The 26,919-nt window shown below is 69.5% G+C and carries 27 protein-coding genes and 5 pseudogenes; 15 read left to right on the top strand and 17 right to left on the bottom strand.

All coding sequences use genetic code 11. The annotated features are described in order from the left end of the window. Positions 1-61 precede the first annotated feature (61 nt). The gene (locus tag ACZ6ZQ_RS26730; RefSeq protein WP_469771049.1) at positions 62-892 is read right to left on the bottom strand and encodes a helix-turn-helix transcriptional regulator; all 831 of its coding nucleotides are present in this window, start codon (positions 890-892) and stop codon (positions 62-64) included. 103 nt (positions 893-995) lie between these two features. Here ACZ6ZQ_RS26730 and ACZ6ZQ_RS26725 point away from each other — a divergent pair, with 103 nt between their 5' ends. The 4 genes from ACZ6ZQ_RS26725 to ACZ6ZQ_RS26710 all read left to right on the top strand — a co-directional run bounded on the left by ACZ6ZQ_RS26725 (position 996) and on the right by ACZ6ZQ_RS26710 (position 4,625). Then, positions 996-1,841, top strand: coding sequence for an NAD(P)-dependent oxidoreductase (locus tag ACZ6ZQ_RS26725; RefSeq protein ID WP_469771048.1), 846 nt, complete (start codon positions 996-998; stop codon positions 1,839-1,841). 46 nt (positions 1,842-1,887) lie between these two features. After that, entirely contained in the window at positions 1,888-2,517 is a 630-nt protein-coding gene (locus ACZ6ZQ_RS26720) for a nuclear transport factor 2 family protein (RefSeq protein WP_469771047.1), read from the top strand. Continuing rightward, a complete protein-coding gene (locus tag ACZ6ZQ_RS26715) occupies positions 2,514-3,515 on the top strand; it encodes an alpha/beta hydrolase (protein WP_469771046.1) in 1,002 nt (333 codons plus the stop codon). Before ACZ6ZQ_RS26720 ends, ACZ6ZQ_RS26715 begins: the two co-directional genes overlap by 4 nt. A gap of 66 nt (positions 3,516-3,581) precedes the next feature. After that, complete coding sequence (locus tag ACZ6ZQ_RS26710) at positions 3,582-4,625, top strand: SDR family oxidoreductase (RefSeq protein WP_469771045.1); 1,044 nt, start codon at positions 3,582-3,584, stop codon at positions 4,623-4,625. A 274-nt stretch (positions 4,626-4,899) separates the two neighbouring features. Here the strand turns inward: ACZ6ZQ_RS26710 and ACZ6ZQ_RS26705 are convergent, their stop codons facing one another. Then, positions 4,900-5,604, bottom strand: a complete 705-nt coding sequence (locus ACZ6ZQ_RS26705) for a GntR family transcriptional regulator (RefSeq protein ID WP_469771044.1) — start codon at positions 5,602-5,604, stop codon at positions 4,900-4,902. A gap of 159 nt (positions 5,605-5,763) precedes the next feature. Between ACZ6ZQ_RS26705 and ACZ6ZQ_RS26700 the strand changes: the two genes are divergently transcribed. Both ACZ6ZQ_RS26700 and ACZ6ZQ_RS26695 read left to right on the top strand, forming a co-directional pair. Beyond that, a complete protein-coding gene (locus tag ACZ6ZQ_RS26700) occupies positions 5,764-6,303 on the top strand; it encodes a YbhB/YbcL family Raf kinase inhibitor-like protein (RefSeq protein ID WP_469771043.1) in 540 nt (179 codons plus the stop codon). An 8-nt stretch (positions 6,304-6,311) separates the two neighbouring features. Continuing rightward, the gene (locus ACZ6ZQ_RS26695; RefSeq protein WP_469771042.1) at positions 6,312-7,004 is read left to right on the top strand and encodes a metal-dependent transcriptional regulator; all 693 of its coding nucleotides are present in this window, start codon (positions 6,312-6,314) and stop codon (positions 7,002-7,004) included. A gap of 265 nt (positions 7,005-7,269) precedes the next feature. On the opposite strand, the gene ACZ6ZQ_RS26690 is transcribed toward ACZ6ZQ_RS26695, so the two are convergent. The 3 genes from ACZ6ZQ_RS26690 to ACZ6ZQ_RS26680 are packed head-to-tail and all read right to left on the bottom strand — an operon-like array spanning position 7,270 to position 8,377. Continuing rightward, positions 7,270-7,605: a RidA family protein gene (locus ACZ6ZQ_RS26690; RefSeq protein WP_469771041.1), complete on the bottom strand. Its 336-nt coding sequence runs from the start codon at positions 7,603-7,605 to the stop codon at positions 7,270-7,272. After that, on the bottom strand, positions 7,602-7,886 hold the full coding sequence (locus ACZ6ZQ_RS26685) for a Tn3 family transposase (RefSeq protein WP_469771143.1): 285 nt from the start codon (positions 7,884-7,886) through the stop codon (positions 7,602-7,604). Before ACZ6ZQ_RS26685 ends, ACZ6ZQ_RS26690 begins: the two co-directional genes overlap by 4 nt. Positions 7,887-7,939: 53 nt before the next feature. After that, positions 7,940-8,377, bottom strand: a complete 438-nt coding sequence (locus ACZ6ZQ_RS26680) for a winged helix-turn-helix transcriptional regulator (protein WP_469771142.1) — start codon at positions 8,375-8,377, stop codon at positions 7,940-7,942. Between the two features lie 140 nt (positions 8,378-8,517). On the opposite strand from ACZ6ZQ_RS26680, the gene ACZ6ZQ_RS26675 reads away from it, so the two are divergent. Both ACZ6ZQ_RS26675 and ACZ6ZQ_RS26670 read left to right on the top strand, forming a co-directional pair. Further along, the gene (locus ACZ6ZQ_RS26675) at positions 8,518-9,390 is read left to right on the top strand and encodes an aldo/keto reductase family oxidoreductase (RefSeq protein ID WP_469771040.1); all 873 of its coding nucleotides are present in this window, start codon (positions 8,518-8,520) and stop codon (positions 9,388-9,390) included. Between the two features lie 287 nt (positions 9,391-9,677). Then, a pseudogene (locus ACZ6ZQ_RS26670) lies at positions 9,678-10,328 on the top strand (transposase); the annotation flags it as partial. Positions 10,329-10,428: 100 nt separating this feature from the next. Here ACZ6ZQ_RS26670 and ACZ6ZQ_RS26665 read toward each other — a convergent pair. From ACZ6ZQ_RS26665 to ACZ6ZQ_RS26655, 3 genes and pseudogenes are all read right to left on the bottom strand, one after another. Then, complete coding sequence (locus ACZ6ZQ_RS26665; RefSeq protein ID WP_469771039.1) at positions 10,429-11,271, bottom strand: molybdopterin oxidoreductase family protein; 843 nt, start codon at positions 11,269-11,271, stop codon at positions 10,429-10,431. Between the two features lie 172 nt (positions 11,272-11,443). Continuing rightward, positions 11,444-12,181: pseudogene (locus tag ACZ6ZQ_RS26660) on the bottom strand (2Fe-2S iron-sulfur cluster-binding protein); the annotation flags it as partial. Positions 12,182-12,186: 5 nt separating this feature from the next. Next, a complete protein-coding gene (locus ACZ6ZQ_RS26655; protein WP_469771038.1) occupies positions 12,187-14,058 on the bottom strand; it encodes an NAD(P)H-dependent oxidoreductase subunit E in 1,872 nt (623 codons plus the stop codon). 324 nt (positions 14,059-14,382) lie between these two features. On the opposite strand from ACZ6ZQ_RS26655, the gene ACZ6ZQ_RS26650 reads away from it, so the two are divergent. Then, positions 14,383-15,528, top strand: coding sequence for an MFS transporter (locus ACZ6ZQ_RS26650; protein WP_469771141.1), 1,146 nt, complete (start codon positions 14,383-14,385; stop codon positions 15,526-15,528). A 46-nt stretch (positions 15,529-15,574) separates the two neighbouring features. Here ACZ6ZQ_RS26650 and ACZ6ZQ_RS26645 read toward each other — a convergent pair. Beyond that, positions 15,575-16,049: pseudogene (locus ACZ6ZQ_RS26645) on the bottom strand (PP2C family protein-serine/threonine phosphatase); the annotation flags it as partial. On the opposite strand from ACZ6ZQ_RS26645, the gene ACZ6ZQ_RS26640 reads away from it, so the two are divergent. The 3 genes from ACZ6ZQ_RS26640 to ACZ6ZQ_RS26630 are packed head-to-tail and all read left to right on the top strand — an operon-like array spanning position 16,036 to position 17,399. Next, positions 16,036-16,386 (top strand): putative PEP-binding protein, encoded by a 351-nt coding sequence (locus ACZ6ZQ_RS26640; protein WP_469771037.1) that lies wholly within the window; start codon positions 16,036-16,038, stop codon positions 16,384-16,386. The pseudogene ACZ6ZQ_RS26645 and the gene ACZ6ZQ_RS26640 sit on opposite strands and share 14 nt — an antisense overlap. Positions 16,387-16,437: 51 nt before the next feature. Then, positions 16,438-16,899 carry an Hsp20/alpha crystallin family protein gene (locus ACZ6ZQ_RS26635; protein ID WP_469771036.1) on the top strand — a complete coding sequence of 154 codons (462 nt, stop codon included), beginning with the start codon at positions 16,438-16,440 and terminating at the stop codon, positions 16,897-16,899. Next, the gene (locus tag ACZ6ZQ_RS26630; protein WP_469771035.1) at positions 16,896-17,399 is read left to right on the top strand and encodes a flavodoxin domain-containing protein; all 504 of its coding nucleotides are present in this window, start codon (positions 16,896-16,898) and stop codon (positions 17,397-17,399) included. The genes ACZ6ZQ_RS26635 and ACZ6ZQ_RS26630 overlap by 4 nt, the downstream gene beginning before the upstream one ends. A 525-nt stretch (positions 17,400-17,924) precedes the next feature. Here the strand turns inward: ACZ6ZQ_RS26630 and ACZ6ZQ_RS26625 are convergent. From ACZ6ZQ_RS26625 to ACZ6ZQ_RS26610, 4 genes and pseudogenes are all read right to left on the bottom strand, one after another. Continuing rightward, positions 17,925-20,264 carry a SpoIIE family protein phosphatase gene (locus ACZ6ZQ_RS26625; protein ID WP_469771034.1) on the bottom strand — a complete coding sequence of 780 codons (2,340 nt, stop codon included), beginning with the start codon at positions 20,262-20,264 and terminating at the stop codon, positions 17,925-17,927. Positions 20,265-20,760: 496 nt separating this feature from the next. Further along, entirely contained in the window at positions 20,761-21,456 is a 696-nt protein-coding gene (locus ACZ6ZQ_RS26620; protein ID WP_469771033.1) for a CBS domain-containing protein, read from the bottom strand. Between the two features lie 127 nt (positions 21,457-21,583). Beyond that, positions 21,584-21,895, bottom strand: a pseudogene (locus ACZ6ZQ_RS26615) (nicotinate phosphoribosyltransferase); the annotation flags it as partial. Next, positions 21,888-22,532 carry a CBS domain-containing protein gene (locus ACZ6ZQ_RS26610; RefSeq protein WP_469771032.1) on the bottom strand — a complete coding sequence of 215 codons (645 nt, stop codon included), beginning with the start codon at positions 22,530-22,532 and terminating at the stop codon, positions 21,888-21,890. The pseudogene ACZ6ZQ_RS26615 and the gene ACZ6ZQ_RS26610, both read right to left, overlap by 8 nt. Before the next feature lie 236 nt (positions 22,533-22,768). Here ACZ6ZQ_RS26610 and ACZ6ZQ_RS26605 point away from each other — a divergent pair, with 236 nt between their 5' ends. From ACZ6ZQ_RS26605 to ACZ6ZQ_RS26595, 3 genes are all read left to right on the top strand, one after another. Next, on the top strand, positions 22,769-23,677 hold the full coding sequence (locus tag ACZ6ZQ_RS26605) for a universal stress protein (protein ID WP_469771031.1): 909 nt from the start codon (positions 22,769-22,771) through the stop codon (positions 23,675-23,677). A gap of 395 nt (positions 23,678-24,072) precedes the next feature. After that, a complete protein-coding gene (locus ACZ6ZQ_RS26600) occupies positions 24,073-24,222 on the top strand; it encodes a P-type ATPase actuator domain-containing protein (RefSeq protein ID WP_469771030.1) in 150 nt (49 codons plus the stop codon). Next, on the top strand, positions 24,185-24,610 hold the full coding sequence (locus ACZ6ZQ_RS26595) for a CBS domain-containing protein (RefSeq protein ID WP_469771029.1): 426 nt from the start codon (positions 24,185-24,187) through the stop codon (positions 24,608-24,610). Before ACZ6ZQ_RS26600 ends, ACZ6ZQ_RS26595 begins: the two co-directional genes overlap by 38 nt. On the opposite strand, the gene ACZ6ZQ_RS26590 is transcribed toward ACZ6ZQ_RS26595, so the two are convergent. The 4 genes and pseudogenes from ACZ6ZQ_RS26590 to ACZ6ZQ_RS26575 all read right to left on the bottom strand — a co-directional run. After that, entirely contained in the window at positions 24,600-25,331 is a 732-nt protein-coding gene (locus ACZ6ZQ_RS26590; protein WP_469771028.1) for an OsmC family protein, read from the bottom strand. The genes ACZ6ZQ_RS26595 and ACZ6ZQ_RS26590 overlap by 11 nt on opposite strands. 47 nt (positions 25,332-25,378) lie before the next feature. Next, a complete protein-coding gene (locus ACZ6ZQ_RS26585) occupies positions 25,379-25,984 on the bottom strand; it encodes a CBS domain-containing protein (protein ID WP_469771027.1) in 606 nt (201 codons plus the stop codon). Between the two features lie 113 nt (positions 25,985-26,097). Next, positions 26,098-26,472 (bottom strand): annotated as a pseudogene (locus ACZ6ZQ_RS26580) (response regulator); the annotation flags it as partial. A 45-nt stretch (positions 26,473-26,517) separates the two neighbouring features. Continuing rightward, positions 26,518-26,919 (bottom strand): CBS domain-containing protein (locus tag ACZ6ZQ_RS26575; RefSeq protein ID WP_469771026.1); only part of this gene is annotated, 402 nt, incomplete at its 5' end.

Genomic DNA, 26,919 nt, shown 5'->3' with positions numbered 1-26,919 from the left:
GCAGCTCGTGCGTTCTCGCCAGGGTGAGGCTCCGCATGAGTAATGGCCGACGGATTGTCGGCTATCCGGTGAGTGCCTGGGTGCCTATGACGGCGAGGAGCGCGAGGCGTTCGGCGTCCTGGCTGCCGGGTTCGGCTGTGTACATCATGATGCGCAGGTCGTTGCCGGCGACGACGAGAACGTCGCAGTCCAGCGTGAGAGCGCCGACGTGGGGGTGGTCGATGGTCTTGCGGGCGGACTGGTGCTGGCCGACGGCACCGGATTCCCAGAGTGCGTCGAACTCGGCGCTTTTGATACGCAGTTGGGAGATGAGGTGCTGCAGTTGCTGATCGGCCGGGTAGCGGCCTGCTGTTCTGCGCAGGTCGGCGACCTGCGCGGCACGTAGTGCGCCCCGGGATTCGGGGGTGTGACGTACGCGGGTGCCGGTGCCGAGGAAGTTGCGCCACACGGCGTTGAGGTCGTTGCCGTGCCATTCCCCCATCAGCGCCGTGTACAGGGGGTTGGCGAGCAGCTGGGTCCATGCGGCGTCGAAGACCACGACGGGTGTGCCGGTGAGCCGGTCCAGCATCCGCTGGACGTTGGGCGTGATGTACGCCGGGACCTTCTCCGGGCCCGGGGGAACGAGACCGGCGAGCTGGAAGAGATGGGCGCGCCCGCTGCTGGTGAGCCGCAGGGCCCGGGCGAGGGCTTCGACGACCTGCGCGGAGGGGCTGGTGGCCCGGCCCTGTTCGAGACGGGTGACGTAGTCGACGGAGATACCGGCCAGCTGGGCAAGCTCTTCGCGCCGCAGCCCCGCGGCGCGGCGGTGGCTGCCTGCGAGAAGGCCCGCCGTCTCGGGTGAGACCTGGTCACGCCATCGCCGCAGGGCTGCGCCGAGTTCTGTCGTTGCCATACCGAACAGTCTTGCCTATGTGCCAAAAGGCGCGCCTGGTACTGGCAGTCCTATGAAGGCGGGGCTACTGCCTGTCCCTGTGTTCTGTGCCCATCGTGGAGGCATGACAGCGACAGAAACATCTGCCGCCCCCGCAGTGGGCTGGATCGGACTGGGCGACCAGGGCCTGCCCATGGCGAGGGCCATCGCCGAAGCCGGTTTCCCCCTGCACGCCTGGGCCCGGCGGCCCGTTTCCCTGGACGGGCTGAGCGGTGTGCCGCACGTCCGCCACAACAACATCAAGGACCTGGCCACCGCGAGCGACATCGTCGCCCTGTGCGTCGGCACGGACGACGACGTTCTGCGGGTGGCCGAGCAGTTGCTGGACGGGCTGCGTCCGGGGGCGGTCGTCGTCAATCACGGTACGGGCCTGCCCAGCGCCGCCGTGCGGCTCACCGAGGTGTGCGCCACGGCCGGCGTCGAGGTCCTGGACGCCCCGGTCAGCGGCGGCCGGCCGGCCGCTGAAGAGCACCGGCTGACCACCTTGGTCGGCGGACCGCAGCCGGTGGCCGAGCGGTGCGAGAAGGTCTTCACCTCCTTCTCCCGCCACGTCGTCCACCTCGGCGCCGCAGGGGCCGGGCAGACGGCGAAGCTGTTCAACAACGCGCTGCTGATGCTGAACCAGGCCGCCGTCGTGGACATCGTCGACCTGGCCACCCAGCTGAAGCTGAACGTGCCCCAGCTGGTCGAGGTGCTGAAACTGGGCAGCGCCTCCAGCGCCGCCCTGACCCTGCTGAACACCATGGTCACCCGCGACACCGTCGAGCACCTCTCCGCCGTCGAAGCGCTGGACATGGAGCTGTTCGACCAGGCCATGGGCGAGGCGGGTATCGACTCCGCCGCTGTCACCGCACGGGGATTCACCGGCGCCCGCGGGCTGCCCGACCTGTTGGGCCGGCTCAACCCCTGAAATCCCTCTTCACGTCACCCGTCGGCAAAGGACAAAAAGGCCCGTCATGAGCGCAGAAGAACTCGCGCAGCTGGTACTGCGTGAGCGGCAGAGCCGGGATCGCGGCTGGTACGAGGAGATGGCGGCCTGCTTCGCCGAGGACTCGGTCGTGAACATGAGCTGGTTCTCCGGCAGTGGCACCGGCTTCGTCCGGGCGACCCGGGACATGGCCGGCCGCGGCGACCTTGCGGTCCACCGCCTGGGCCCGCCAACCGTGCGCATCGATCAGGACCGCGCGCTGGTGGAGCTGCCGCTGGTCATCGAGCGTCGTATCGATGTCGACGGGGTCGAGGCCGACATTGCTTCCGCCTGCCGCTCGCAGTACCGGGCCCGGTACGGGGCTGACGGGGTGTGGCGCATCGTGCGGATCACGTCGATCTACGAGAAGGACTCCCTCACCCCGGCCCTGCCCAACACCCGTCTGGACATCGACCCGCAGGTCCTGGCCGATTGCCGGCCCTCCTACCGGTGCCTGGCCTGGGACCTGAACCGCAAGGGCTACCAGGTCGGCGACGACCACCTCGGCGACGACCGGCCAGAGGCCGTCCAGGCCCAGTACCGGGACGAAATGACCTGGCTCCACGAGAGCCGCACCCCGGCCACCACGACCGGCGGCCGAATGGACCGATCCGCATGAGCAGGGAACAGCGCGTCCGGGTCGACGCGATGCTGAGGCAGCCCCGCCCCGGGGGCCCGCAGTCGGTCGAGGCGTTCCGAGACCGATTCAAGTCGATGATGGCCCAGATGATCGTGCCGGGCGGCATCCGCACCACGCGGACGACGCTCGGCGACCGACCCGCACTGCACGTCGCGCCGGACAACAACCCGCGCCGCGGGACGATCCTGTACTTCCACGGCGGCGGCTGGGTGGCCGGCTCCCCGGAGACCGCGCTGTCAATGACGGGACACGTCGTGGCCAAAACCGGGTTCACGTCGTACTCGCTGGACTACCGGCTTGCCCCCGAGCACCCGTTCCCGGCCGCGATCGACGACGCGCTGAGCGCCTACCGCGCCCTCCTCGACAGCGGGCAGGACCCTTCGGCCATCGCGTTCGCCGGGGACTCCGCCGGCGGCGCCCTCACCGTCACCACCTGCCTCGCCGCCCGCGGCGCAGGGCTCCCGCTGCCCGCCGCGATCGTGGCCTTCTCGCCCTCCCTGGACGCCACTGGGTCGGGCGAGAGCATGGACACCAAGGCGGGTATCGACCCGATCTTCACCCGCGAGTACCTCAAGAAAACCATCGCGCCCCTGTACCTCGCGGGTCAGGACCCACGCCAGCCGATGGTGAGCCCGGCCCTGTCCGCCGACCCGACCGGCTTCCCGCCGATGCTCCTCCAGGCGGGCACGAACGAGGTCCTCCTGGACGACTCGACCCGCATGGCCGCCCGCGCTCGCACCGCCGGCGTGAGTGTGATCCTCGACATCACCGCCGACGTGCCCCACGTGTTCCAGTCCTTCGCCGGCGTTCTCGACGAGGCCGACGAGGCACTGGAGCGCGCAGCCCTTTTCCTTACCCAGCACGTCCGCAGCACCGAACCGGCGGCGGTGTCAGCGCGGCAAGGCCCGAAGCCGCCCGGCCCTCCAGCGGGCGGGCTCCGCTCCGGGCTGCTTGATGGCCCGAACAGTTGTCAATGACCCAGTGAGCTGGGCGAGCAAGGAAGGAAGACAGATGATCACCACATCGCCCCCGGAGGTGCAGACATGACCGCGCCGCGGCCTCACGTCCTCGTCACCGGCGGGTCCGGCTTCATCGCCGGACACTGCATTCTCCAACTGCTGGAGCAGGGATACCGGGTGCGCACGACCGTGCGCACCCTCCGGCGCGAGTCCGAGGTCCGGACGCAGCTCAGCGATGCCGGGATGGTGAACGCCGGCGCGTTGAGTTTCGTGACAGCGGACCTCACCCGTGACGCAGGGTGGGCTGATGCCGTCGCCGGTTGCGACTTTGTCCTGCATGTGGCCTCTCCCGTGCACGTGGAGCATGTCGAGAACGAGGACGATGTCATCGTTCCGGCGCGTGAAGGCACTCTGCGCGTGCTGCGCGCAGCACGCGATGCCGGTGTCAAACGGGTTGTCCTCACCTCTGCGTTCCACGCGGTCGCCTACGGGTACCCGCACACCGACCACCAGTTCACCGAGGAGGACTGGAGCGTCCTCGACGGGCCAGGTGCCACCGCGTACACCAAGAGCAAGACGCTCTCCGAGCGCGCCGCGTGGGATTTCATCGACGCCGAGGGCGGTTCGACGGAACTCACCACGATCCTTCCCGTCGCAGTCATGGGACCCGTGATGGGCAAGGCAATCTCCGGATCGAACCACCTCATCCAGCGAAGCCTCGACGGGGCGATGCCTGGCTATCCCGATCTGTGGATCCCGATCGTCGACGTACGCGATGTGGCAAGCGCGCACCTGCTGGCCATGACCACCCCTGAAGCTGCTGGTCAGCGCTTCCTCACCGCCGGCGGACCAGCGATCTCGATGAAACAGATCGGCGCCATCCTCAGAACCAACCTCGGAGACGCAGCCAAGCACGTGCCGGCCCGGTCCATCCCCAATGCCGTGATACGCATTGTTTCCCTCTTCAACAAGGAGCTCCGTACGGTCGTGCCCGATCTCGGCTTCGCCAGGAAGATGACCAGCGCAAAGGCCCACCGCGTACTGGGATGGCAGCCCCGCAACAGTCCCGAGGCCGCCATCGTCGCAACCGCCGAGAGCCTGATCAGGAAAGAACTCGTGAAAGCGTGACCTGGCGGCACTTCACCATGAGACCGCCGGCCCCGTGCTGGCTCGGGGTAGTCACCTTCTCCCCGATGGAGCGTGGTCTTCTAGCCGGAGCCATCCGCAGTATCGACGATCTGGCCTCCGCCGGTGCTCGATGTGCGTTGCCACGATTCTCCCCGTACAACATCACGGCCGCTGGTCAGAACGCGCCAACTCGAGCACCCCGAAGGCCACACACGCCAGACCCGCGACCAGCAACTTCACGATGCACGTCGCTCATCGGGTCATGGCGAGGCGATCAGGCTTCCTTCGCGGGTTCGTGGTGGGTGCAGTCGGTCAGTCCGGCCGCAGTCAGAGTGAGGTGCTGAGCCAGTACCTCGGCCGCGGTGTTGGCGTCGCGGGCCAGCGCCGCTTCCTCCAGTCGGCGGTGCTCGCCAACGTGGTCCCGGTCGGGGACGCGGCGTGCCGACCAGCGGCGGGCCAGCTCGCTTGCGGTCCACATCCGGTCGAAGGTCTCCAGCAGGACGAGGTTGCCGCACCCCTCCAGCAGGGTGCGGTGGAAGAGCCGGTGGGCTTCGGACCATGCGCCGCTATAGTGCTCGCCCTCCTCGGGCACGTACGCCGGAGTGCGGGCCAGACGGTGGTGGGCGGCTCGTACGCGGGCCTCCCAGTCGACGTCGCCGCGCTCGACGGACATGCGCAGCACGACCGGTTCGATGGTCCTGCGGGCCTCCGTGATCTCCTGCCAGCGGCGGTCGGAGAAGGCCGGGACGGCGAAGCCGCGGTTGGGCAGTCGGTCGGCGAGGCCCTCGCCGACCAGCCGCACGAGCGCCTCACGCACGACGGCCAGGCTCACGCCCTGTTCCTTGGCGAGGTCCTGCGGTTTGAGGGCGTCACCGGGGGCGTAGTGCCCGCTCATGATCGCGTCCCGCAGGCGGGCGTAGATCTGCTCGGAGAGCATCTGCTTCCCCGACGAGGTCGAGGTGTGAGCCGTCTGGGTCATGCCTGCAGCATAGACGATCCAGCGAATAATCGATTATTCATGTTATCGTCGATCCAGCGGTTGGTGAGATGGCGACGACGGAGCGGCTACGCGACGCTGCGAGCTGCCCGTCGGCCACATCACCACCACCCCACAGCACGGCATGAAAGGAACGACGCAATGAGCGCCAACGACCCCTTCGCCCGCCTCCCCGAGGCGGCCTCCTTCACCGTCACCAGCGCCACCATCACCGACGGCGCCGCCTGGTCGCCCGAGCAGTTCTCCGGCATCTTCGGCGTCCCCGACGGCAAGGACGTCTCCCCGCAGCTGTCCTGGAGCGGCGCCCCCGACGGCACCAAGAGCTACGCCGTCACCGTCTACGACCCCGACGCCCCCACCGGGTCCGGGTTCTGGCACTGGGCGGTCGCCGACATCCCCGCCACCGTCACCGTGCTTCCCGAGGGCGCCGGCGACGACACCGGCTCCGGCCTCCCCGAGGGCGCCTTCCAGCTGCCCAACGACGCCCGCGCAGCCCGCTTCATCGGCGCCGCCCCGCCGGCCGGGCACGGCCCTCATCGCTACTTCATCGTGGTGCACGCCCTCGACGTCGCTTCCATCGGCGTCCCGGCCGACGCCACCCCGGCCGTCCTCGGCTTCACCATGGCCGGCCACGTCCTCGGCCGCGCGGTCCTGACCGCCACCGCCGAAACCCCCGCCTGACCAACGGCATGTCCCAACTCATCGACACTACCGAGATGTATCTCCGCACCATCCTGGAGCTCGAGGAGGAGGGCGTGGTCCCCATGCGCGCCCGCATCGCCGAGCGCCTGAACCAGAGCGGCCCCACCGTCAGCCAGACCGTCGCCCGCATGGAGCGCGACGGCCTGCTGCACGTCGCCGGCGACCGGCACCTGGAGCTTTCCAAGGAGGGCCGGCGGAACGCCATGCGCGTGATGCGCAAGCACCGGCTCGCGGAGTGCCTGCTCGTCGACGTGATCGGGCTGGAGTGGGAGCAGGTCCACGCCGAAGCCTGCCGCTGGGAGCACGTGATGAGCGAGGCCGTCGAACGCCGCCTCCTGAAGGTGCTGCGGCACCCGACCAAGTCGCCCTACGGCAACCCGATCCCGGGCCTGGAGGAACTCGGCGAGGAAAGCACCGCTGATCCCTTCCTCGACGAGAGCATGGTCAGCCTCAGCGACCTTGAGCCCGGGCCGAACGGCGCGAGCGTGGTCGTACGGCGCATCGGGGAGACGATCCAGACCGACCCCCAGCTGATGTACACCCTGCGGCACGCCGGGGTGCAGCCCGGCGCGGTCGTGAGCGTGAGGCCGTCGCCCGGCGGCGTGATGGTCGGCAGCGGCAAGGAGGCCGCCGAACTCCCCACGCAGAGTGCCGCGCACGTCTTCGTGGCCAAGCGCTGAACCCAGCTGATTGCTGCTCGTTGCCGTGGCCCGTGCGGGCACGAGGATGGCCCTGGAACACGATCGTGATCCAAGGCCATCCTCGTTGCGGCAACCCCACGATGTCACCGCGACCAGGGGCGCGACGCCCCGGATTCAGCGACGTCTGCGATATGACCAGGGCCTTTCACCGGAAGTACTCCAACGCTTCCGTGGCAAGTGCCCCAGTGACTTCATTGAAACAACTCATGAGCAAGGCCAGCTTCCCCGGGCGAAGAGGGCCTGTTCAGTCGATGACCGCGGTGGCTTCGATCTCGACCAGGTGCTCGGGTACGTCCAGCGCCGCAACGCCCAGCAAGGTGGCCAGGGGTGCCGGGGTGACGCCCAGTTTCGTGACCGCCGGGGTGATCCCCTCCATGAGCAGGGGCATCTTGTCAGGGGTCCGGTCGACGACGTAGACCGTCAGTTTCGCCACGTCGTCGAAGGAACCGCCGACTTCGGCCAGAGCGGTGCCGATGTTGAGGCAGCACCGTTCGACCTGAGCGGCGAGGTCACCCTCGCCGACCGTGACACTGTAGGCATCCCAAGCGACCTGGCTTGCGATGAAGACCAGCTTCGTCATGCTGCTGCCGCCTTGTCGTCGTCGCCGAGCATGCTGGAGTCGACGTCCAGGCGGGTGTCGTAGGCGTCGGGGGTGATGCCGAGCTCGTGGGTGGAGTACTCGCCGAACCGCTTGATGTGCTCGGTCAGGTACGGGGAGATCTGCGCGAGGTCGAGCGGGTCGACGACCGGGCTTTCGGCCTGCAGTTCGCGCACCACGTCGGCGATGTCCAGGGTGTTGTGGAAGATCACCAGGTTGGCCAGCAGGGAGGTGAACTTCACGTCCTTTTCGGCTCTTCGCAGTTGAGGGTGTAGCGCCGAGAATGTAGAGCTGTTGGACGGTTGGATGTGAGTCGTCAGGAGGTGCGAGAGTTGTAGCTCTCGCGGTTTGCGAGGACCTCGGCCATGTGCGTCTGCGCCCAGTTTCTGAGCCCGCGCGTCATGTGGTGGAGCGAGCGGCCGAGGTCGGTCAGCTCGTAGGAGACGGTGACGGGGACGGTTGGCGTCACGGTACGGGTGAGCAGACCATCGTGCTCCAGCGATCGTAGCGTTTGGGTCAGCATCTTCTGGCTGACGCCGGCCAGAAGACGAGCGATCTCGGAGTAACGCATCGCCTTCGGAGCGTCTGCGTGTGCTGCACCGGGCTGGCCAGGGCTGTTGTCGCCGCCCAGCGCACACAGGATCAGGACGACCCACTTGTCCGAGATTCGGTTGAGTAGCTGCCGGCTGGGGCACCCTGCCAGGAACGCGTTGTACTCCACCTTGGCCGTAGCCCGCTTCTGGGCTGCCTTCATCGTCGTCACTGATCGCACCTCTCACCGATGGGTGGGTTACGCACTCCCAAGTGCCTACTTCCCGACAGGAAGTTTCTCTCCAATGCTGATGCAGGGAGGCAGCAGGCGCCACCCCCAAGTGCACGACGAAAGGCAACACGATGAGCAGACCCTCCCTCTCCCTTCCCGGCGGCATCTGGACTCTGGGTGACCTGACCGTCACCCGGTTCGGCTACGGCGCCATGCAACTGGCCGGCCCGTGGGTCATGGGGCCGCCCGCCGATCGCGATGGTGCCCTGGCCGTTCTGCGTGAAGCGGCCGACGTCGGTATCACCCACATCGACACCAGCGACGCCTATGGGCCGCGCGTCACCAACGAGTTGATCCGCGAGGCACTGCACCCCTATCCCGAGTCGCTGCACATCGTGTCCAAGGTGGGCGCGACCCGCGACGAACAGGGCGGCTGGCCTACGGCCCGGCGACCCGAAGATCTGCGCCGCCAGGTCCACGACAACCTCACGTCCCTCCGGCTCGACGCACTCGACCTGGTCAACCTCCGACTCGGCAACGCCGAAGGGCCCCAGCCCGGCTCGCTCGCCGAGGCGTTCGAGACGCTCGTCGGACTCCAGCAGCAGGGCCTGATCCGCCACCTCGGGGTCAGCAACGCCACCGAGGAGCAGGTCACCGAGGCACAGAGCATCGCGCCGATCGTGTGCGTGCAGAACCTGTACAACCTCGCCCACCGCCGCGACGACAAGCTCGTCGACCGGCTCGCCACCGACGGCGTTGCGTACGTGCCCTTCTTCCCTCTCGGGGGCTTTACCCCGCTGCAGTCCTCGGCGCTCTCGGCGGTCGCCGCTCGACTGCAGGCGACACCGATGTCCGTCGCACTGGCCTGGCTGCTGCAGCGATCACCGAACATCCTGCTCATCCCCGGCACCTCATCGACGGCACACCTGCGCGAGAACATCGCCGGCGCGGGACTCTCCCTCTCGCATGAGGACTTGACCGAGCTGGACGACATCGGCCGCTGAACTCCCCAGAGCTGAACGGCTCACAAGCCAGGACCGAAGCCACCGTTCGACTTCCGGCCCCGGTCACCTTCGCTCGACCGGGGCCGAAGCAGGACGATTCGCCCTCACCTGGCTGATTTCAGATCATCAACCGTCAGGAACTTGTGTCCACCGGCGATGGCAGCTCACCGGCGGTGGCTGGGGTAGGCGTCGAGGTCTCCCGAGGACGGGGGTTCCTACACCAAGCCATCCGGAAGACCTCGACGTTGCACGACGCTACCCCTGAGGCGGGCTTCGCCCGCGCTGACATGAATACGTTCTGCCGCCTTGACGAGTTCGGGCTCGAAGCCACCGGTCAGCGACTCGCCCCGGATCGTGCGGTTCTCGCGTGCCGGGTCGTCGAGTCCGATCAGTGGTGCCGCCGCTGCGGTTGCGAAGGCACACCGCGTGGCACCGTGCCCCGGCGACTGGCGCACGAGCCCCTAGGCTGGCGGCCCACGATCCTTCACGTCACGATCCGACGGTATCGCTGCATCGGCTGTGGGCACGTGTGGCGGCAAGACACCACCAAGGCGGCTGAGCCGCGTGCGAAGCTCTCACGCCGCGGGCTGCGGTGGGCGCTTGAAGCCATCGACTGCCAGCACCTCACTGTCGCCCGAGTCGCCGAAGGGCTCGGGGTCGCCTGGAACACCGCCAACGACGCTGTCCTGGCCGAGGGGAGGCGCGTCCTCATCGACGACACCGGCCGGTTCGACGACGTCACCGCGATCGGCGTCGACGAGCACGTGTGGCGCCACACCAGGCGTGGCGACAAGTACGTCACCGTGATCATTGACCTGACCGGCAACCGCGACGGCTCCGGCCCTGCCCGGCTGGTCGGCATGGCCGAAGGCCGCTCCAAGCACGCTTTCAAGGCCTGGCTCGCCGAACGCGAAGAGTCCTGGCGCAACCGCGTCGAGGGCCGCGTGTACCGCTCCGGGCCGCCAGCCCGCGACCCCCGTCTCCGGACGTCAGGACGGGATTCCGGTACGCATCGTCGAACGCCTCGCCCGGTCGCCGTCACGGCGCGGCCACGCGTACCGCCGTGACCTTGTACTCGGGGCAGGACGTGACGGTGTCCGCGTGGTCGGAGGTGAGACGGTTCACCCCGCTCGCCGGGAAGTGGAAGGAGCAGAAGACCTGGCCGGGGGCAGTCTGCTCGCCGATCCGGGCGACGAGCGAGGCCCGGCCGTGCCGGCTCTCCACCGTGACCGGCTCGCCGTTGGCCAGGCCGTACTGGGCAGCGTCATTGGGGTGTAGGTCGAGGAAGTCGACGGGATCGAGGCCGAGGTTGCCGCCGCGGCGGGTCATGCTGCCGGAGTTGTAGTGCGCCCAGCGCCGCCCGGTGACCAGGACCAGCGGATAGTCGTCGTCAGGCTGCTCACCGGGCGGGAGATAAGGGGCGGCGGACAGATGGGCCCGCCCGTCCGGCGTGGCGAACCGCTCCCGGTACAGCTTGGCCTCTCCTGGCCGTTCCGGGTCCGGGCAGGGCCACGGCACAGCGCCCTCGCGGTCCAGCCGGTCGTGGGAGAGCCCGGCGAAGAGAGGCGCGAGTCGTCCGCACTCGGCCAGGGCGTCAGCCGGGGTCGGGCACCCGAGGTCGACGCCCATGGCCGCGGCGACCGCGTGCACGACCTCGAAGTCGCTACGGGCCTCGCCCGGCAGGGGGACGGCGGGCCGCACCCGCTGAAACCGGCGGTCGAAGTTGACGAAGCTGCCGTCCTTCTCCAACCAGGACGCGACCGGCAGCACGACGTCCGCATGACGGGCGGTCTCGGACAGGAACAGCTCGTTGCAGACGACGAGCGGACAGGCGTCCAGGGCCTGGGCCACCCGGTTCGCGTCGGGGTCGGTAGCACACACGTCCTCGCCGATGACCCACAGCGCCCGGAGACCCCCAGCCCGAGCGGCGGCGAACTGGCTCCAGGTGACCGTTGCGACGCAGCAGGGGCCGGGTGAGCCGTTCCGGGGAAGTGAGATATCCGTGGGCGAAACGGCCCTTCACGCACGCGTGCCCGCGGTTGACCGGGCCGTCCCGGGCGGGCAGCACCGCCGTCACCTCGCCGTCGCGGGTGGCGACATCGAGGGAGCAGCCGACTCCGCAGTAGCCGCAGGTGGTGCGCGTCCGGGCTGCCGCCGGGCGGGTCGTGGAGGTGAGCCCGCGCGCCGGACCGGGTTGGATGATCGCCCCCGTGGGGCAGGTGTCGACGCAGCCGCCGCAGGCCACGCAGTCGGACTCGGCCCAGGGCCCTCCGGTGCCGGGAGCGACGACGGTTTCGGAGCCCCGGCCGACCAGGGTGAGGGCGAAAGTGCCCTGTACCTCGGAGCACATGCGCACGCACCGGCCGCACGCGATGCACAGAACCCGGTCGAGGTGGACATACGGGTGGGACTCGTCCGTGCCCCGGCCGCCGGCACCCCGCGCCGCCTCGGGGCCGATCCCCAGTGATCGGCAGGCGGCCGCCAGCTCGCTGGGAGCGTCGGCGAGGGCACGGGGCGGCAGAGCGGAAACGATGACCTCCACCGCGTCCCGGCGCAGCTGCCGAAGATCCTCGGTTGCCGTTTCGACCCTCGCTCCGGAGGCGGCCGGGGTGACACAGGCCGCCACGATCCTCCCGTCGGCCCTTACAAGACACGCACGGCAGGAACCGGCGGGGCTGAGCCGGTCGTCGTCACACAGCGCGGGCAGCTCGACCCCGGCCTCACCCACCGCCGCGAGCAATGAGACGCCCTCGGGCACGTCGACGCCCGAGCCGTCGACCTCGATCCTCATCCCGGTCATGAGTCCCACCCCGCCAGCTGGTCTGCGTAGGCGCGGGCGAGGCTGCGCACCGCAGGAGGGATCCGCCGTCCGAAGGCACACAGGCTCGCCTCGGCCAGGAGACGCGACAGCCGCTCCCACTCCTCCCCGGGCGCCGTGCCCGCCGAGGCCATCTCCAGGCCCCGACGCGAGCCCACGCGGCAGGGCGAGCACGCGCCGCAACTCTCGGCGGCGGCGAACTCCCATACGTGCCGCAGAACATCCTCCGGTGCCACACGCCGGTCGAAGGCGACCAGCCCGGCGTGGCCAAGCGCGGCGCCGCGGGCCGTGAGGTCGGCCTCTGTCAGCGGTACGTCCAGCGCGGCGGCGGCGAGGAAGCCACCCAAGGGCCCGCCGACCTGGAGAGCAGCGAGCTCGGCGCCGTCCTTCAGGCCGCCGCCCAGCTCTGTGACGATCCGCTGCACCGGGGTGCCGAGCTCGACCTCGTACGCTCCTGGCCGGGCGAACCGCTCGGACAGGCAGACCAGCTTCGTCCCGGTTTCCTCGGTAGTCCCGCGCCGGGCGTACGCCTCGCCACCCCGGGAGACGATCCACGGGACGGCCGCCAGGGTCTCGACGTTGTTCACCACGGTCGGCGCATCCCACAGACCGCGCTCGGTCGGATACGGCGGGCGGGGCCTGGCACATCCCCGGCCGCCCTCCAGCCCAGCGATCAGCGCGGTCTCCTCACCGGCGACGTAGGAGCCGGCGCCTTCGACGACCTGGATGTCCAGGGCGGTGGCCGTTCCATGCACGGAGGGGCCGAGGTGATCGTCGGCGTACGCCTGCCGGACCGCCTCGCGCAGCTGGGCCAGCGCGCGGGGGTATTCGGAACGGACCAGCACCACACCCCGGCGGGCTCCGCAGGCGAAGCAGGCCAAGGCCAGGCCCTCCAACACCCGCGCCGGGTCGCCCTCCATCAGCAGCCGGTCGGCGTACGAGCCCGGATCACCCTCGTCACCGTTGGCGACGACCACGGTGTCGGGATGACGCCCTGCCGCCGCCCATTTCGCAGCCACCCGGAAACCCGCGCCGCCGCGCCCCCGCAACCCGGAGACTGCCACCTCCTGATGTACCTCGTCCGGAGTGCGCTCCGTCACCGTTTCCGGCCAGACCTGCCACGCGGGATCACCGCAGATCACGCCGCCCAGCAGAACCGGGTCACCGGTGTCATCGACCGCCGGGATCTCCGGAGCCTGCGGCGGCTCCCGACCAGCGAGCTGACCCGCCAGGGTCGCGCCCGTGCAGGGCGTGTCGCCGTCGAGCGCCGCAGGTCCCGTGTAGCAGTACCCCAGACAGCGGACGGCCTGCACCGACATCTCCCCGCCTGTTGCGGCGGTACCCGCGGTGACGCCCAGCTCGCGCTCCACATCGGTGAGGTGCCGCCCGGCCTGAGCGGCGAAGCATGCCGTCGCGGTGCAGACCCGGACGTGACGGTGGCCGTGCGGAGCTGCGAGGTCCGCATAGTAGGCAGCGGGTCCAAGCGCGGCGGCGGCAGGCAGTCCGACACGGGCGGCGGCAGGCGGCGCCCAGACCTCGGGGCTGTCCGCGGTCTCCGCCCTGGCCTCGGCCAGCGACTGCATCAACCGCTCTCCGGGCCGCCCACGCCGGTTGGCCAGGGCCCGAAACGCGTCGAAACGGTCGGCAGGACCGACGGGAGCCATGCCCTCATCGTGGAGGCAGCCAGAGGAGGCCGCAATCCCGCCGACACGCAGCAGGGCGTCCGCAGCCGTTCCGTCGTACGCGTGCCCGTTACTACCGACGGGCCCGGCAGGGGCACTGCTGTCTGCCCCGATCGTCACCTCGTCCGGGTACGGGACATGGGACACCTGGCTGCCAAAGTTACCCATTCATTCCGTTTCCATACGGTCCCCGCACGAGGGTGGCTTTGCGGGCTGCCTCGATGCCACCGCCTACCTCAGCGGTACCCAGGCAGTGCAGCAAGGGCCGAACGGCCCCGCTCCTTGTCCCCATGGCCTCTGGTGGCGCCCGGGGGCGCTGGGCAGCATCGCCCTCAGCTGCGGGCGCGTCGCACGGATGGCCGGGAAGGCACGCGCCAGCATCGTGAGCGAGCCGAAGAGCGGGGCAACCCGCCCTGGGAAGGAGAAGTTCCCTTGAGCCGCACTTCAACGCCACAGACAGGTGAGACGGCCGAATCCTCGCGGTCCACGCGGATGCTTGCTCTGGCCACGGTGGGGTTCATGCTGTGCTTCTGGGCGTGGGCTCTGCTGGCGCCGCTCGGCCCGACCCTCCGTGACGACCTGGACCTGACCTCCTTTCAGCAGTCCCTCGTCGTTGCAGTACCCGTGATTGTCGGCTCGCTCGGCCGGATCCCCGTGGGCGCCCTCGCCGACCGCGTCGGCGCCCGCCGGATGTTCCCGCTCATCGCGGGACTCACCGTCCTGCCCGTCCTCTACCTCGGCCACCTGGCCGACTCGCTGGCCGAAGTGCTCATCGGCGGGTTCTTCCTCGGTCTGGCTGGCACGGGGTTTGCTGTCGGTGTGCCCTTCGTCAATGCCTGGTACCCGCCCGAGCGGCGGGGACTGGCGCTGGGGATCTTCGGTATCGGCACGGGCGGCACCGCCCTGTCGTCCTTCACCACCGTGCAGCTGGCCGATGCCGTCGGGCGCGCTTTCCCCTTCGACCTGGTGGCCGGCCTCCTGGCCGTATACGCCGTCGCGGCCCGTCTCTTCCTTCGCGACAAACCTGGCCGTGCCGTGCCGGCCGGCTCCCTTCTCACACGCACCACAGCGACCTTGCGTATGCCTGCCACCGTGCAACTGGCCTTTCTCTACGCCGTGGCCTTCGGCGGATTCGTCGCCTTCAGCGTCTATCTGCCCACGTACCTCACCACCGCATACGCCCTCGGTCGGTCCGACGCCGCCCTGCGCACTGCTGGATTCGTCGTCCTCGCAGTCGCCATGCGCCCGTTCGGCGGATGGCTCTCCGATCGGCTGCACCCCGTGCCCGTGCTCATCGCCTCGTACGCGGCCGTGGGTGTGCTAGCCCTCCTGGCTTCCTTCGAGCTGCCGCTGATCCCGATCGGAACGCTCGCCTTCCTCGGCATGGCGGCTGCTCTTGGCGCGGGATCGGGTGCCGTGTTCGCGCTCGTCGCCCGACTCGTGCCCCCGGAGCAGGTCGGCTCGGTCACCGGTGTCGTCGGGGCGGCCGGAGGACTGGGCGGCTTCTTCCCGCCCCTGGTCATGGGCACCATCTACGGAGCCACCGACGACTACACGTGGGGATACGTGCTGCTGGCGGCCACGGCCGGGGTCACCGCGGCGTTCACCGCCACGACCGTGCGTCGCCAAGCTCGGTGAAGCACTGCGAGTGGCGTACTCGGGTCACGTAACAGCGGTGGGTCGGTCAGAGGCGGACAATGACCAGGGCGATGTCATCCGCGGGCGCGCTGCTGAGGCCGAGGCGGACAGTGCGTCGGCCAGGTGCTCAGGGCCGAATCGGCCGTAGCGGGACAGGGCGTCGGTCAGGCGGCTCAGGCCGACGTCGATGTCTTCGCCACGGCGTTCGATGAGCCAGTCGGTACAGAGCACCAGGGTGTCGTCTGGTCGGTACGTGATGCCGGCCCGGGGGCGGGTCAGGTGCTCGGGGCGGGCGCCCAGTGGCGGGTCGGTGGCCTGGTCCAGGAACTCATGTGTGCCGTCGGGATGCAGGAGGATGGGGGCAAGTGGCCGGCACTGCTGTAGGTGATCACATGACTGCTCGTGTCGATCAGCACCTTGACGGCGGTAGCGGCCAGTGCGCCAACGACGGAGCGCGCGTACAGCCCGAGAACCTCCAGCGCCTGGGCGGGGCTCTCGACGGCCCGTATGGCGGCAGACAGCCTAGGCGTCGACCGGGACTCCGAAGCCCTGGCCGAGGTCTTCGACGAACGCGACCCCGCCGTCACCCGGAGCATCGAGACCCTCATCACCAGAGCCCACGCCGTCGGCCGGCGGGTCGGCCTGTGCGGTCAACGTCCCAGTGGCGACCTGGAGTTCACTGAGTTCTTGGTCCGTGCCGGCATCGACTCGATCTCTGTCGCACCGGACGGTTTCGCCGCGGTGAAGCGCCGTTTGGCTGCCGCCGAACAGGAACTGACTGCACGTACGAGGGCCGGTTGGCCCCACGACGGGACTGAACGCCCCAAGACGGCGGCCGGGCGGGCGGGAGATGGTTGACAGGTAAGGACAACGATCCCGCGACGCCCCGGCGCCGGAGAGGAGACCACCGTGTCTGGATCGCACCACGCCGTACAGCGGAGGACCCTCCTGCCGGATCTGCTGGACTGGTTCGGCCCCGATTTCCCGGGGTTCCCGTTCCGGCGGGCGACTGCTGACGTTCATCCGATCGCGATCGAAGTGACCACGGAGGACGGGCAGTACGTCCTGCGTGCCGAACTGCCCGGCGTGGACCCCGAGCACGACATCGAGATCACCGTGGAGGGAGACGTGCTCACCGTACGCGCCGAGCACACCGAGAGCACACAGACCAAGCAGCACTCGGAGTTCCGCTACGGCTCGTTCCGGCGCGCCGTACGCCTGCCCGCCCCAATTCCGGAGGAGGGCGTCGAGGCCGACTATCAGGACGGGATCCTCACGGTCCGCGTCCCGTTCAGGAAGGAGGCCGACACAGCGGCTCGCAGTATCCCCGTGAAGCGCGCGCAGGGCGACGAGAAGCAGGACGCGTCATGACCACCAAGCGTGTGCTCGTCGCCTATGGCAGCAAGCACGGTGCCACCGCCGGCATCGCGGACGAGATCGGCCGGGTGCTCGGCGACGACGGGTATGAGACGGCCGTGCTCCCGGCGCGCGACGTCAGGGACGTCAGTGGCTACGACGCCGTGGTGCTCGGCAGCTCCCTCTACGCGGGACACTGGCACCGCGACGCCCGGCGCTGCGCCAAGCGCAACGCCGAAGCGTTGCGCCGGCGGCCCGTATGGCTATTCAGCAGCGGACCGGTGGACAGCTCGGCCGAGCAGCGGGACATCCCGCCGGTTCCCGGTGCGTCCAAGGTGATGGAAAGTCTGCACGCCCGGGAGCACGTCACGTTCGGCGGCAGCATCACCGCCACGACGCCCGGCTGGATCGCCCGGACCCTCGTGCGCCACGGCGAGGCCGGCGACTACCGCAATCCCGAACGCATCCAGCACTGGGCGCATCACATCGGCTCGGAACTCACCACAGCCCCGTGACACGAGGCCACGGCCCGGGCGGAGATGTCTCCATGTCTCACCACGACTCCTCGCAGCCTACGGGCCGCCCGTCGGACACCACACTGCGGCGGCATCTGCGACGCGCGCTGGGCCGTGACCCGAACTCGCTGATCGGGCGGGCCGACCGGTCCCGCAGCTGCGCGGTCCTCGCGCTCGTGGTGTCCCTGCTGTGTCCCTGGTCATCGGGTCGGCCATCTGGCTTTCCACGTGGGATCTCAGAGCCCTGAGGCCCGGAGCGCGGCACAGCACCGGCATTCGGTCAGCGCGACGACGGTGACCAAGGCCGTACGGGACGAGGCCGTGAATCGCACCGGGGTTCGGCGGTCGGACGACGCCGGGAGATCAGCGGAGTCGCGACGGGTACGGCGTTCTCGTCGTCGTTGTTCCACGACGCGGGGAACGGCGAACTGCCGCTTGGGCAGCAGACTGATGGCGATATTGTCCTCGTCCTTGCCAGTGGCGGCGATCAGTGTCCGCGCCGTCGGGCGACGGCGCAGTCCGGCGTCAAGGAAGGGTCTGCTCGGTCCAGATGGTCTTGCCTTGCTGGGTGTACCGGGTTCCCCAGTGCTCGGCGAGCTGGGCGACGATGAACAGGCCCCGGCCGCCTTCGTCGACGGTGCGGGCATGGCGGAGGTGGGGGGCGGCGGGGCTGGTGTCCGAGACCTCGCAGGTGAGGGTGTGGTCCTTGATGAGGCGTAGCTCTACCGGCGGTGCGCCGTGGCGGATGGCGTTGGTGACCAGTTCACTGACGATGATCTCCGTGGTGAGGGGATCGCCCGGGAGCTTCCAGTCGGCGAACTGCTGGACGGCACGGGCCCGCGCGGTGGCGACTGCTTCGGGATGGTCAGGGATGGGCCAGGTGGCGACCTGCTTCTCGTTGAGGATCCGAGTGCGGGCCAGGAGCAGGATGGCGTCGTCGCCGATGCGCGGGACGGGCTGAAGGGTGTAGACGGCGTCGTCGCGCAGGTCATCGAGCCGACGGTCATCACGGGACAGCACATGCCGAAGGCGCTCCAGTGTCGTTGCGGCGCCGGCGCGAGAGGCCTTGAGGAATCCGTCGGTGTACAGCGCGAGGATGCTGCCCGGCAGGAGCCGGAACCGTGCGGCGGCGAAGGGCGCCCCCTCGTCGCCCAGGGGCGGACCGGTGGGCACGTCGGGGATCTCGGTGGTGCCGTCCGGGTGGACGAGTACGGGGGATGGGTTTCCGGCCCTGGCGATGGCGCAGTCTCCGGTGAGCGGGTCGTAGACCGCGTACACGGAGGTGGCTCTCACGGGTTCGTCGCGCAGCGGATCGGCGGGCGGCAGGGCCGACCGTTCCCCGGCCAGGCGGACCACGGTGTCGTTGAGGTGGGCGAGCAGGTCATCGGGACCCAGGTCCAGTGCGGCCAGAGCGTTGATGGCGGTGCGCAGCTGGCCCATGGTGGTGGCGGTGTGGATGCCGTGTCCCGCCACATTGCCGACCACGAGAGCGATTCGGGCGCTGGAGAGTGGAATGGCGTCGAACCAGCCCCCGCCTGCTTCGGCGGGCAGGTGGCAGTGAGCGACTTCGGCGGCCATCTGAGAGCCGGGACCCTGAGGCAGGAGATGGCGCTGCAGGGTGAGGGCGATCGTGTGCTCGCGGGTGTAGCGGCGGGCATTGTCCAGGCACACGGCGGTGCGTGCTGCGAGTTCCAGGGCCAGAAGCAGATCGTCGGGGGTGAACGGATCGGGCCTGGCCGAGCGGTAGAAGCTGGTCATCCCCAGCACGGTTCCGCGCAGGACGAGTGGGGCCACGATCATGCTGTGGACCCCGCCGGTGTGGATCGCCTGTGCGCGTTCGGGGTCAGCGGCCAGCCACGGGGTGGTCTCGTCCACGGTGACAAGGCGAGGTTCGAGGTCGTGGAGGCTCTGCGTGTACGGGGTGGGGAAGGGGAACCTGCTGGTGCTTCCCAACGGGTATGCCTGCGGCTGTCCGGTTCCGGTCTTGAAGGCGGTGCGCCGCATGGGTTCATTGCCGAGGAGCGGCCCCGGCGGTGGTTCCTCCCCGCGTACCACCGTGTCCAAGATGTCCACCACCGCGGTGTCCGCGAATCCGGGTACCGCTACGTCCACCAGTTCACGGCACGTCGTGATCACATCCAGAGAACCACCGATTCCCTGGCGCGCGGCGTTGCGCACGGCTGCGCGTGCCCGCCCTCGCTCGCGTTCGGTGACATCCACCAGGGAGGCCGCCGCCCCCAGCACACGACCGCCGGCGTCCTGCAGGCGGAAGACGGAGACCGTGTAGGTGTGCTCGGGGCCGGAATCAGCGGGCGGGCGGCCGCGTACGAGCCGATCGAGAACTGGTACACCATTGTCGAGCACTGCGCTGACCATCGCCTTCACCCCGTCCGGGTCGGCCATGGCGAAGGCCTCGGTCACCGGGCGGCCGAGCAATTGCTCGATCGGTGCACCGCGCATGCCCTGGGAGGCGGTGTTGATACGCACGATGCGCAGGTCCGCGTCCACTACCAGAAGACCCACTGGTGACTGCGTGAACAGAGCATCCAGCAACGCCGAGCCCAGTTCGGCAGCTTCTGTGCCGCCCCCACGGGCCGGCCACACACCCCAGGCCACCGTGCCGTCCCTGCGCACTACCGGCTCGACGCGCAGATCGAGGCCCGCCGCCCCGCAGGACACCTGCGCGCCGCCCCACCCGGACCCCACGGAATCACCACCGGCACGCGCCGGTCCTTCGACCAGGGCCGTGGCAGGCAGCCCCACCGCCTCGTCGGCGGTGCGCCCCAGCAGGCGTTCGGCGTCCCGGCTCCACTCCGCCACCACACCGTGCGCGTCCACGATCACCAAGGGTTCTCGCTGCGCCATGGGTCGATCACCTCCGCTTCTTCGGCTCCTGTCCGCGGGTGGCTCTCCTGCGCAGCGCCGTCTCGCTGCCTCCACACGTCTGCTGCAATTGCTCGTGTAGTCGTGTGCGGAGCATCTCCTTCCAGCCTGCCCTTACCCTTGGTGACGCGCTAACGCGTCGCCGACTGGGCAAGGCATGCGGTTCACAGGGCCGCTCGGTACCCCGGCAGGGGACCGCTGGCCCCTCCGCCCACACCGAGGGGCGAACGGAACCCCATACCAGCCCCCCATCGTCGTTTCGAGGCCCCGGACACGTTTCGTGCCGTGATTGCTGTGCTGGATGAGCCGCCCGAGAGCGGGCGATCTGGGCGGCGCGGGAAGTACAGCGCTGCCGACTTGCACTGAGGCTCGTCCACGTCTGGGAGCGGCTCGCCCGCGGGGTGCGACAGCCGGAGATCGCATGTCCTGCGAACGGCCCCGTACGGCTGTGTCCGGAGCGGGCACCTCACCCGGGAAATCAGTGTGCGGTCCGTTCGCGCGGCGTCGGTGGGGCGTCGTCGCCGCGTGCGGTGAGGCGGTCTTTCACCGACACCACTCCGTCCAGCTGTTCCGTCAGCCGGAGCAGGACCGGGATCTCGCCGCGCTTGTCCAATTGCCCGTCGAGCGTGACCACTCCGTCGATGACATGGACGTCGACCGCGTCGGGTGCGAGCCCCAGCGTGTCCACGATGATCTCTCCGATGACCCGGTGGCGGATCTCCGGGTCCGGGCGCAGGAACACCTGGAGGAGATCGCGTCGGGTGACGATGCCGACGAGGCGGTCCTCGTCGTCGACGACCGGCAGCCGTTCCACACCGCGCCGGAGCATGGTCCTTGCGGCCTCGGCAACTGTGTCGTCGGTGTGCACCGTGACGGCGGGCGCGGACATGAGCTCAGCCGCGGTGGGGGCGGCCCACGTGTCGTGGCCCGGGCCGGAGCCGGCGGTGCCGTGCCTCGGCGGCTGCCGCACGTCCTCCGTTGGCCCTGCCGAGGCCTGCCGCGCCAGGAGATCGCTCTCGGAGATGACGCCGATCACCCTGTCGTCCTCGTCCAGTACGGGGAGGCCGCTGATGTCGTGTTCGGCGAGCTGTTTGGCGATGGCTTTGAACGGTGTCGACGGGACGACCGAGATCACCTCGCCCACCATCAGGTCTCCGACCTTCCTGTGCTTCATCTCCCACTCCTGTCGTCGCGGTCCGAGGGTCACGATCCATCGGTCTGCGGGACCGGTTCGAGGGCTGAACGGGTCCTGTGCCCGGGGCCTTGAGAGCCCCAGGCACTCATCGGGAGACCGGACGCGGCGGCTCCCCGGCGAACACGAGCCGGCCCTCGGGGACTCGGACCTTGCCGTCGAACTCCAGGCCCAGCAGGGACTCCACGTCCCGGACCGGTCGGTGGAGCACATCGGCGAACTCCCGGACATCCTCCGGACCGATACGGAAGCCGGACAGGTAGTCGAGAGCAGGTTCGAGCCCGGCGGCGACCAGGAAGCCCCGGTCAGGGGGCAGTTCCCGTACGAAGGGGCTGAACGTGGCTGGCCCACGCATCCCCTCACGCAGATGCGACATGGCCATCGTCACCTCGTACAGATCGGTGGTGGTCATGTCAGACATGGTGACCGCGGCCCTCTGTGACCGGGTCCGCCGACTCGTCGTCGTCGGCGTCCCACGCGTAGGTGAGCCGGTCAATGACATCCACGACGCCGTCGACACTTTCGCACAACCGCACGATGACCGGGATGAGGCTCCTGCGCTCCACGGTGCCGCTGAGAGTCACCCTGCCATCGTTGACATCGACCGTCAGGGCGGCCGGCGACAGCCGGAGTGTGCGGGTGAGGACGTCCTCCACGATCTCCTCCTGGATCGCCCGGTCGCGTCGCAGGAACAGCTGCAGCAGGTCACTGCGGCTGATCACACCGATCAGGCGGCCGTCGCCGTCCACTACCGGCAGCCGTTTGATTCTGTGCTTCTCCATCACCCTGGCCGCCCTGATCACACTCCATCCGGGCTGCGCCACCACAGCGGGGCTCGACATCAGCCCTTCGGCGGTGCCGGCGCCTCCCTTGGTCGTCTGTCTGCGCAGCAGGTCCGCTTCGGACACCACACCCACGGGCTGCTCGTCGTCATCGACCACCGGCACGGCGGTAATGCCGTACTCGTCGAGCACACGTGCGATCTCCTTGAACGTGGTGCCGCGCTGGACGGCCACGGCCTGGGGTGTCATCAGGTCGGCAACACTGCGGTGCCTCATCGCATGCCGGTTCCTTCCTGGCGTCCAGGGAACAACTGCCTTCGTTCACCAGCGTGGGACCGACGCGGCGCTGCCGCACAGGGCCGAGCGGCCCTGCAGGTGGTCCGGACGGGTCACAAGCGCAGGTGCCAGGGACCTTCGGGCCCAGCCGCGGGCCCCGGCGGCCCCTCACACGGGCCCGGGGGCAGTGGCACCGTGAGGGTTGATCTGCGCTGGGGACTCGGCGAGGAGGAGCCATGGAGAGCAGCGCGACGGGCGCCTCGGAACTCGGGACGGTCGTGGTGGGCGTGGACGGTTCGTCCCACGCGGCGGCCGCGGCACTGTGGGCCGCGGCCGAGGCGGACCGCCGCGAGCGGCCGCTGCACATCGTGTACGCCACGGACACCGACAGCCGGGGTCTGTACGCTCTGCCCGAGATCATCGAGCGGATACGGGACGAGGGCCGTGACCTGCTCCAGGACACCGCGGCCAGGGTGACGGAACGCTTCCCCGGGCTGCGCGTCACCACGGAGCTGAGCAGGCGGGAGCCGGTGGCGACCCTCCACACGGCGGCCGGTGTCAACGGCACCATCGTCGTCGGCAGCCGCGGCCTCGGTGGATTCAGCGCGCTCCTGCTCGGCTCGGTCGGCCTTCGCGTGGCGGCCGGTGCGAGAGTGCCCGTAGTCGTCGTGCGGGAAGCCGAGGAACGCGCGGAGACCGGGGTGGTGCTGGCCGCGGTCCGTGACGAAGCCGATCTCGACTGCGCCCGGCTCGCCGCACGCAGTGCAGAAATGCGCAAGGCGTCGTTGCGGCTTCTGAGCATCTGGAACCTGCTGGAGCGGGTGCGGAACGAGGACGACCTCCTGCTGGACCACGTCGATGAGCTGGTCCGGCGGCGTCAGCACGAGGTCGGGGGCGTCGCCGACCGGATCCGGGAGGAGTTTCCCGGCCTCCCGGTGACCGCGCACATCGACAGGGAAGCATCCGTCGCCGGAGCACTCGTCGAGGCCTCGCGCGACGCCGACCTGCTCGTCATGGGAGGGCGACGGCCGCCCAGGGTCCTCGGGGCCACGCTCGGCTGGGCGACCCATGCGGCGCTGCACCACGCTCACTGCCCCGTCGAGCTCGTACCGCGGGACGAGGAACGGACGCAGGCGGAACGATGACGGGTCCTGCCGATCGCCGAGATCTGCAGGTCGGCGTCGAGCCACAGGACGGGATGCCACCGTCGTCGGCTGGGGCGCGCCCTGCCGGACGAAGGGACGACGTGACGCCCCGTCCAGCGCAGACCACGCCGGCATCCATGCACGACGAGCCGTTCCCCTGCACGCGCGCGTAGCGGCCCAGTTGCGTGACCCGCTGATCATGGTCCTCCTCGGGGTCGTGGCATTGACCGTCGCGATCGGTGACCATGCTGACTCGGTCGACATCGTCCTCGTGATCATCGTGAACACCACCGTGGGAGTGGCCCAGGAGTTCAGGGCCGACAACGCAGTTGCCGCCCTGTCGGCGATGTTCGCCCCCCAGCGCACGGGCGCTGCGCGGTGGCTCCGAGAGGGAGGTGACCGCCGCGGAGGTCGTGCCGGGAGATGTGTTGCTGCTGGGCGAAGGAGACATCGTGCCCGCCGATTCCAGACTCGCGCAGGCGTCGGCGTTGCTCGTCGACGATCCGGATGAGGGAACGAGGCCTGCACGACAAGGCCCGTGCTGAAACCGCCGAGATTCTGATGACCGCCCCGGCCGTCACCGTGTTCCCCGGCTCGACGGTCGCGGAAGCGGCCTGGTTGGTGTCCTCGTCCCGCCTCAAGCGTCTGCCGGTGACGGACCGTGACGGCCGCCTGGTCGGTGTCGTGCACAGGAATGCACTGCTCAACGCCCTGATACGCGATGACGCCAGGATCCGCGAAGAGATCGGGTCGAGGATCCTCGCCGAGGACTTCCCCGCTGCCCGGAACACCGTCGAGATCACCGTGCGCAACGGCGTCGTGGACGTCAGCGGTCGGATGGCGGAAGCCGATGTCCCGCGGCTCCTCGCGGAGATCCAGGGCATCGATGACGTGACCGAAGTGGTCGATCACCTGGACGGTGTCACAGGGTGACGCCGGAATCCCGACTTCCCTCGGCAGGCACGCGATCCATGCTCCCGCTGTCCGGGCTCACGATCGACCGGCTACCCGAGCTGTTGCCCAGCATGATGGTGATCTCGGGAGGGACTTCGAGCGTGTTCTTGACGGTGCAGTGGGAGATCACCGCCTGGAACGCCCCGGCGCGGGACGGGGGCAGTTCCGGGACGTCCACGGAGATGGTCAGCGAAGCGACCCGCGCCGGGCGCTCGGAATCCATCGAGTAGTCGGCGGCGACGCGCAGTCCCTCGCGGGGGATGCCGTGCCGGTCGAGGAAGCGCCCGGCGTAGTGCGCGATGCACGACGTCACCGCGGCCACGAGCAGTTCCACCGGTGTGGGGGCGGTGTCATGGCCACCGTCCGACACGGGCTGATCGACCGTCAGTACGTGTCCTCGTACCGTGACTTCATACGCGTCGCCGGAGATGGGGGCGGCCTCGGCATGTCCCGGCACGCCCGGCTCCGGTGGCGCGACGGCCTCGGCCTGGAACAGCAGAAGACCGGCGATGCGCCTGGCCTCCTCGGGCGTCAAGGAGGCCCAGACCTCGCCTCGGTCAAAGGGCTCGCACACGGTGTCCAGCACCACGCGGCCCATCGCGGCGGGCAGCCCCTCGGATACGAATCTGGAGACGCTGATCGTGCGGCCACACCCCGTGTGCACGAATTCCGCCTGCGTAGCCTGCTGCTTCTCGGACACGATGTCACCATCCGGAACCGTGAGTTCTTGCCTTGTGCCGGTGGGCTTCAGCGCACCGGTAGCCCGACGTCGAGCTGCGTGTCCACGTCCACGACTCCCGGCACGGCGCGGGCCAGCCGGACGAGCACGTCGATCAGCGAGCCGTCGGGGACGGTGCCGGTCAGGGTGACGGCGCCGTCCTGGACGCGTATGTCGATGGCTGAGGAACCGGCCGGGATCAGATGAGCGACCAGTTCTGTGCGTACTTCCTCGGCGATGTCGGTGTCCGGGCGAAGATAGATCTTCAGCAGGTCGCCCCTGCTGACCACGCCCTTGAGGCGTCCCTCGGCGTCCACCACGGGGAGCCGCTTGAGATGGCCTCGGGCCATCAGACGTGCGGCGCCGGCGATCGTGGCGTCCGACGGAACCGTGACGGCCGGGACCGTCATCAGCTGGCCGGCCGTCACGGCGCGGGAGGCGTCCTCACCCTGCGCCTTGAGCAGCAGATCAGCTTCGGACACGACTCCGACGACGCGGCCTTCGGCCGAGAGAACGGGCAGGGCGCTGATCCGCCACTGCCGCATGGCCTCCACGATCTCGTTGAACGGCGCGTCGCGGCCGACTGCGATCACTGCGTGGGTCATCACGTCATCAACGGTCCGCAACTGCTTCATGACCACTCCTCACCGACGTGCATGTCTCCCAGTTCCGAGGGTGGCTGCCGAGTCAACCCGCAGACAGGGCCGAGCGGGGCTGACTGGGGACCGTTGGACCCTGGTCAGACCGCGCGCCGGGTGCGCATCAGCCGCGCGGTCGTGGCGGGGTCGAGCATCGACTGACCGGTCCCCACGGTGCGTACGGCGGAGACGAGATCGGTGCCCTTGATCTGCTTGAGTACGTATCCGGCGGCTCCGGCCATGATCGAGTCGAGCAGTGCGTGCTCGTCGTCGAAGGACGTCAGCATGAGGCAGGCGAGGTCCGGCACGTGGGAGCGCAGGTCCCGGCAGACGGTGATGCCGTCGCCGTCCGGGATCCGGATGTCGAGGACCGCGACATGGGGGCGCAGCGCGGGTCCCCGGGCCAGCGCCTGCTCGGCTGTCCCCGCCTCACCGACCACCTCGATGTCGGATTCGGCGTCGAGCAGGTCGTGCAGGCCCTCTTGCCCCGGCCGGCCGGAGCAAACACTCGGCCTTCGAGGCGGACCGGATCACGACGTGCGTGTTGCGGGGGAGTTCAGGTCCAGGCGGATGTCCACCACGCCCTCGACCGCACGGGCCGCCCTGGCCAGCAGGGGCACCAGAGTCCGGTCACGGAGATCCCCGCTCAGCGTCGCCACACCGTCCGTAACGGAGACTTCCATCTGCGCGGCGGGCGGCAGGTCCTCGATCACGGTGCGCCGGATCTCGTCGGCGATGTCCTCGTCGGTCCGCAGGAACACTTTCAGCAGGTCGCTGCGGCTGACGATGCCTTCCAGCATGCCGACGTCGTCGACGACGGGCAGGCGCTTCACCCGCCTGCGTGCCATGATCCGCGCGGCCTCGGCGAGGGTGGCGCTCGCGTGGACCGTGACAGCCGGGGCCGACATCAGTTCGCCGGCGGAGACCGCCCC

The organism is Streptomyces sp. NPDC053673 (assembly GCF_055585225.1).
This window is presented reverse-complemented; position numbering and strand designations above follow the sequence as displayed.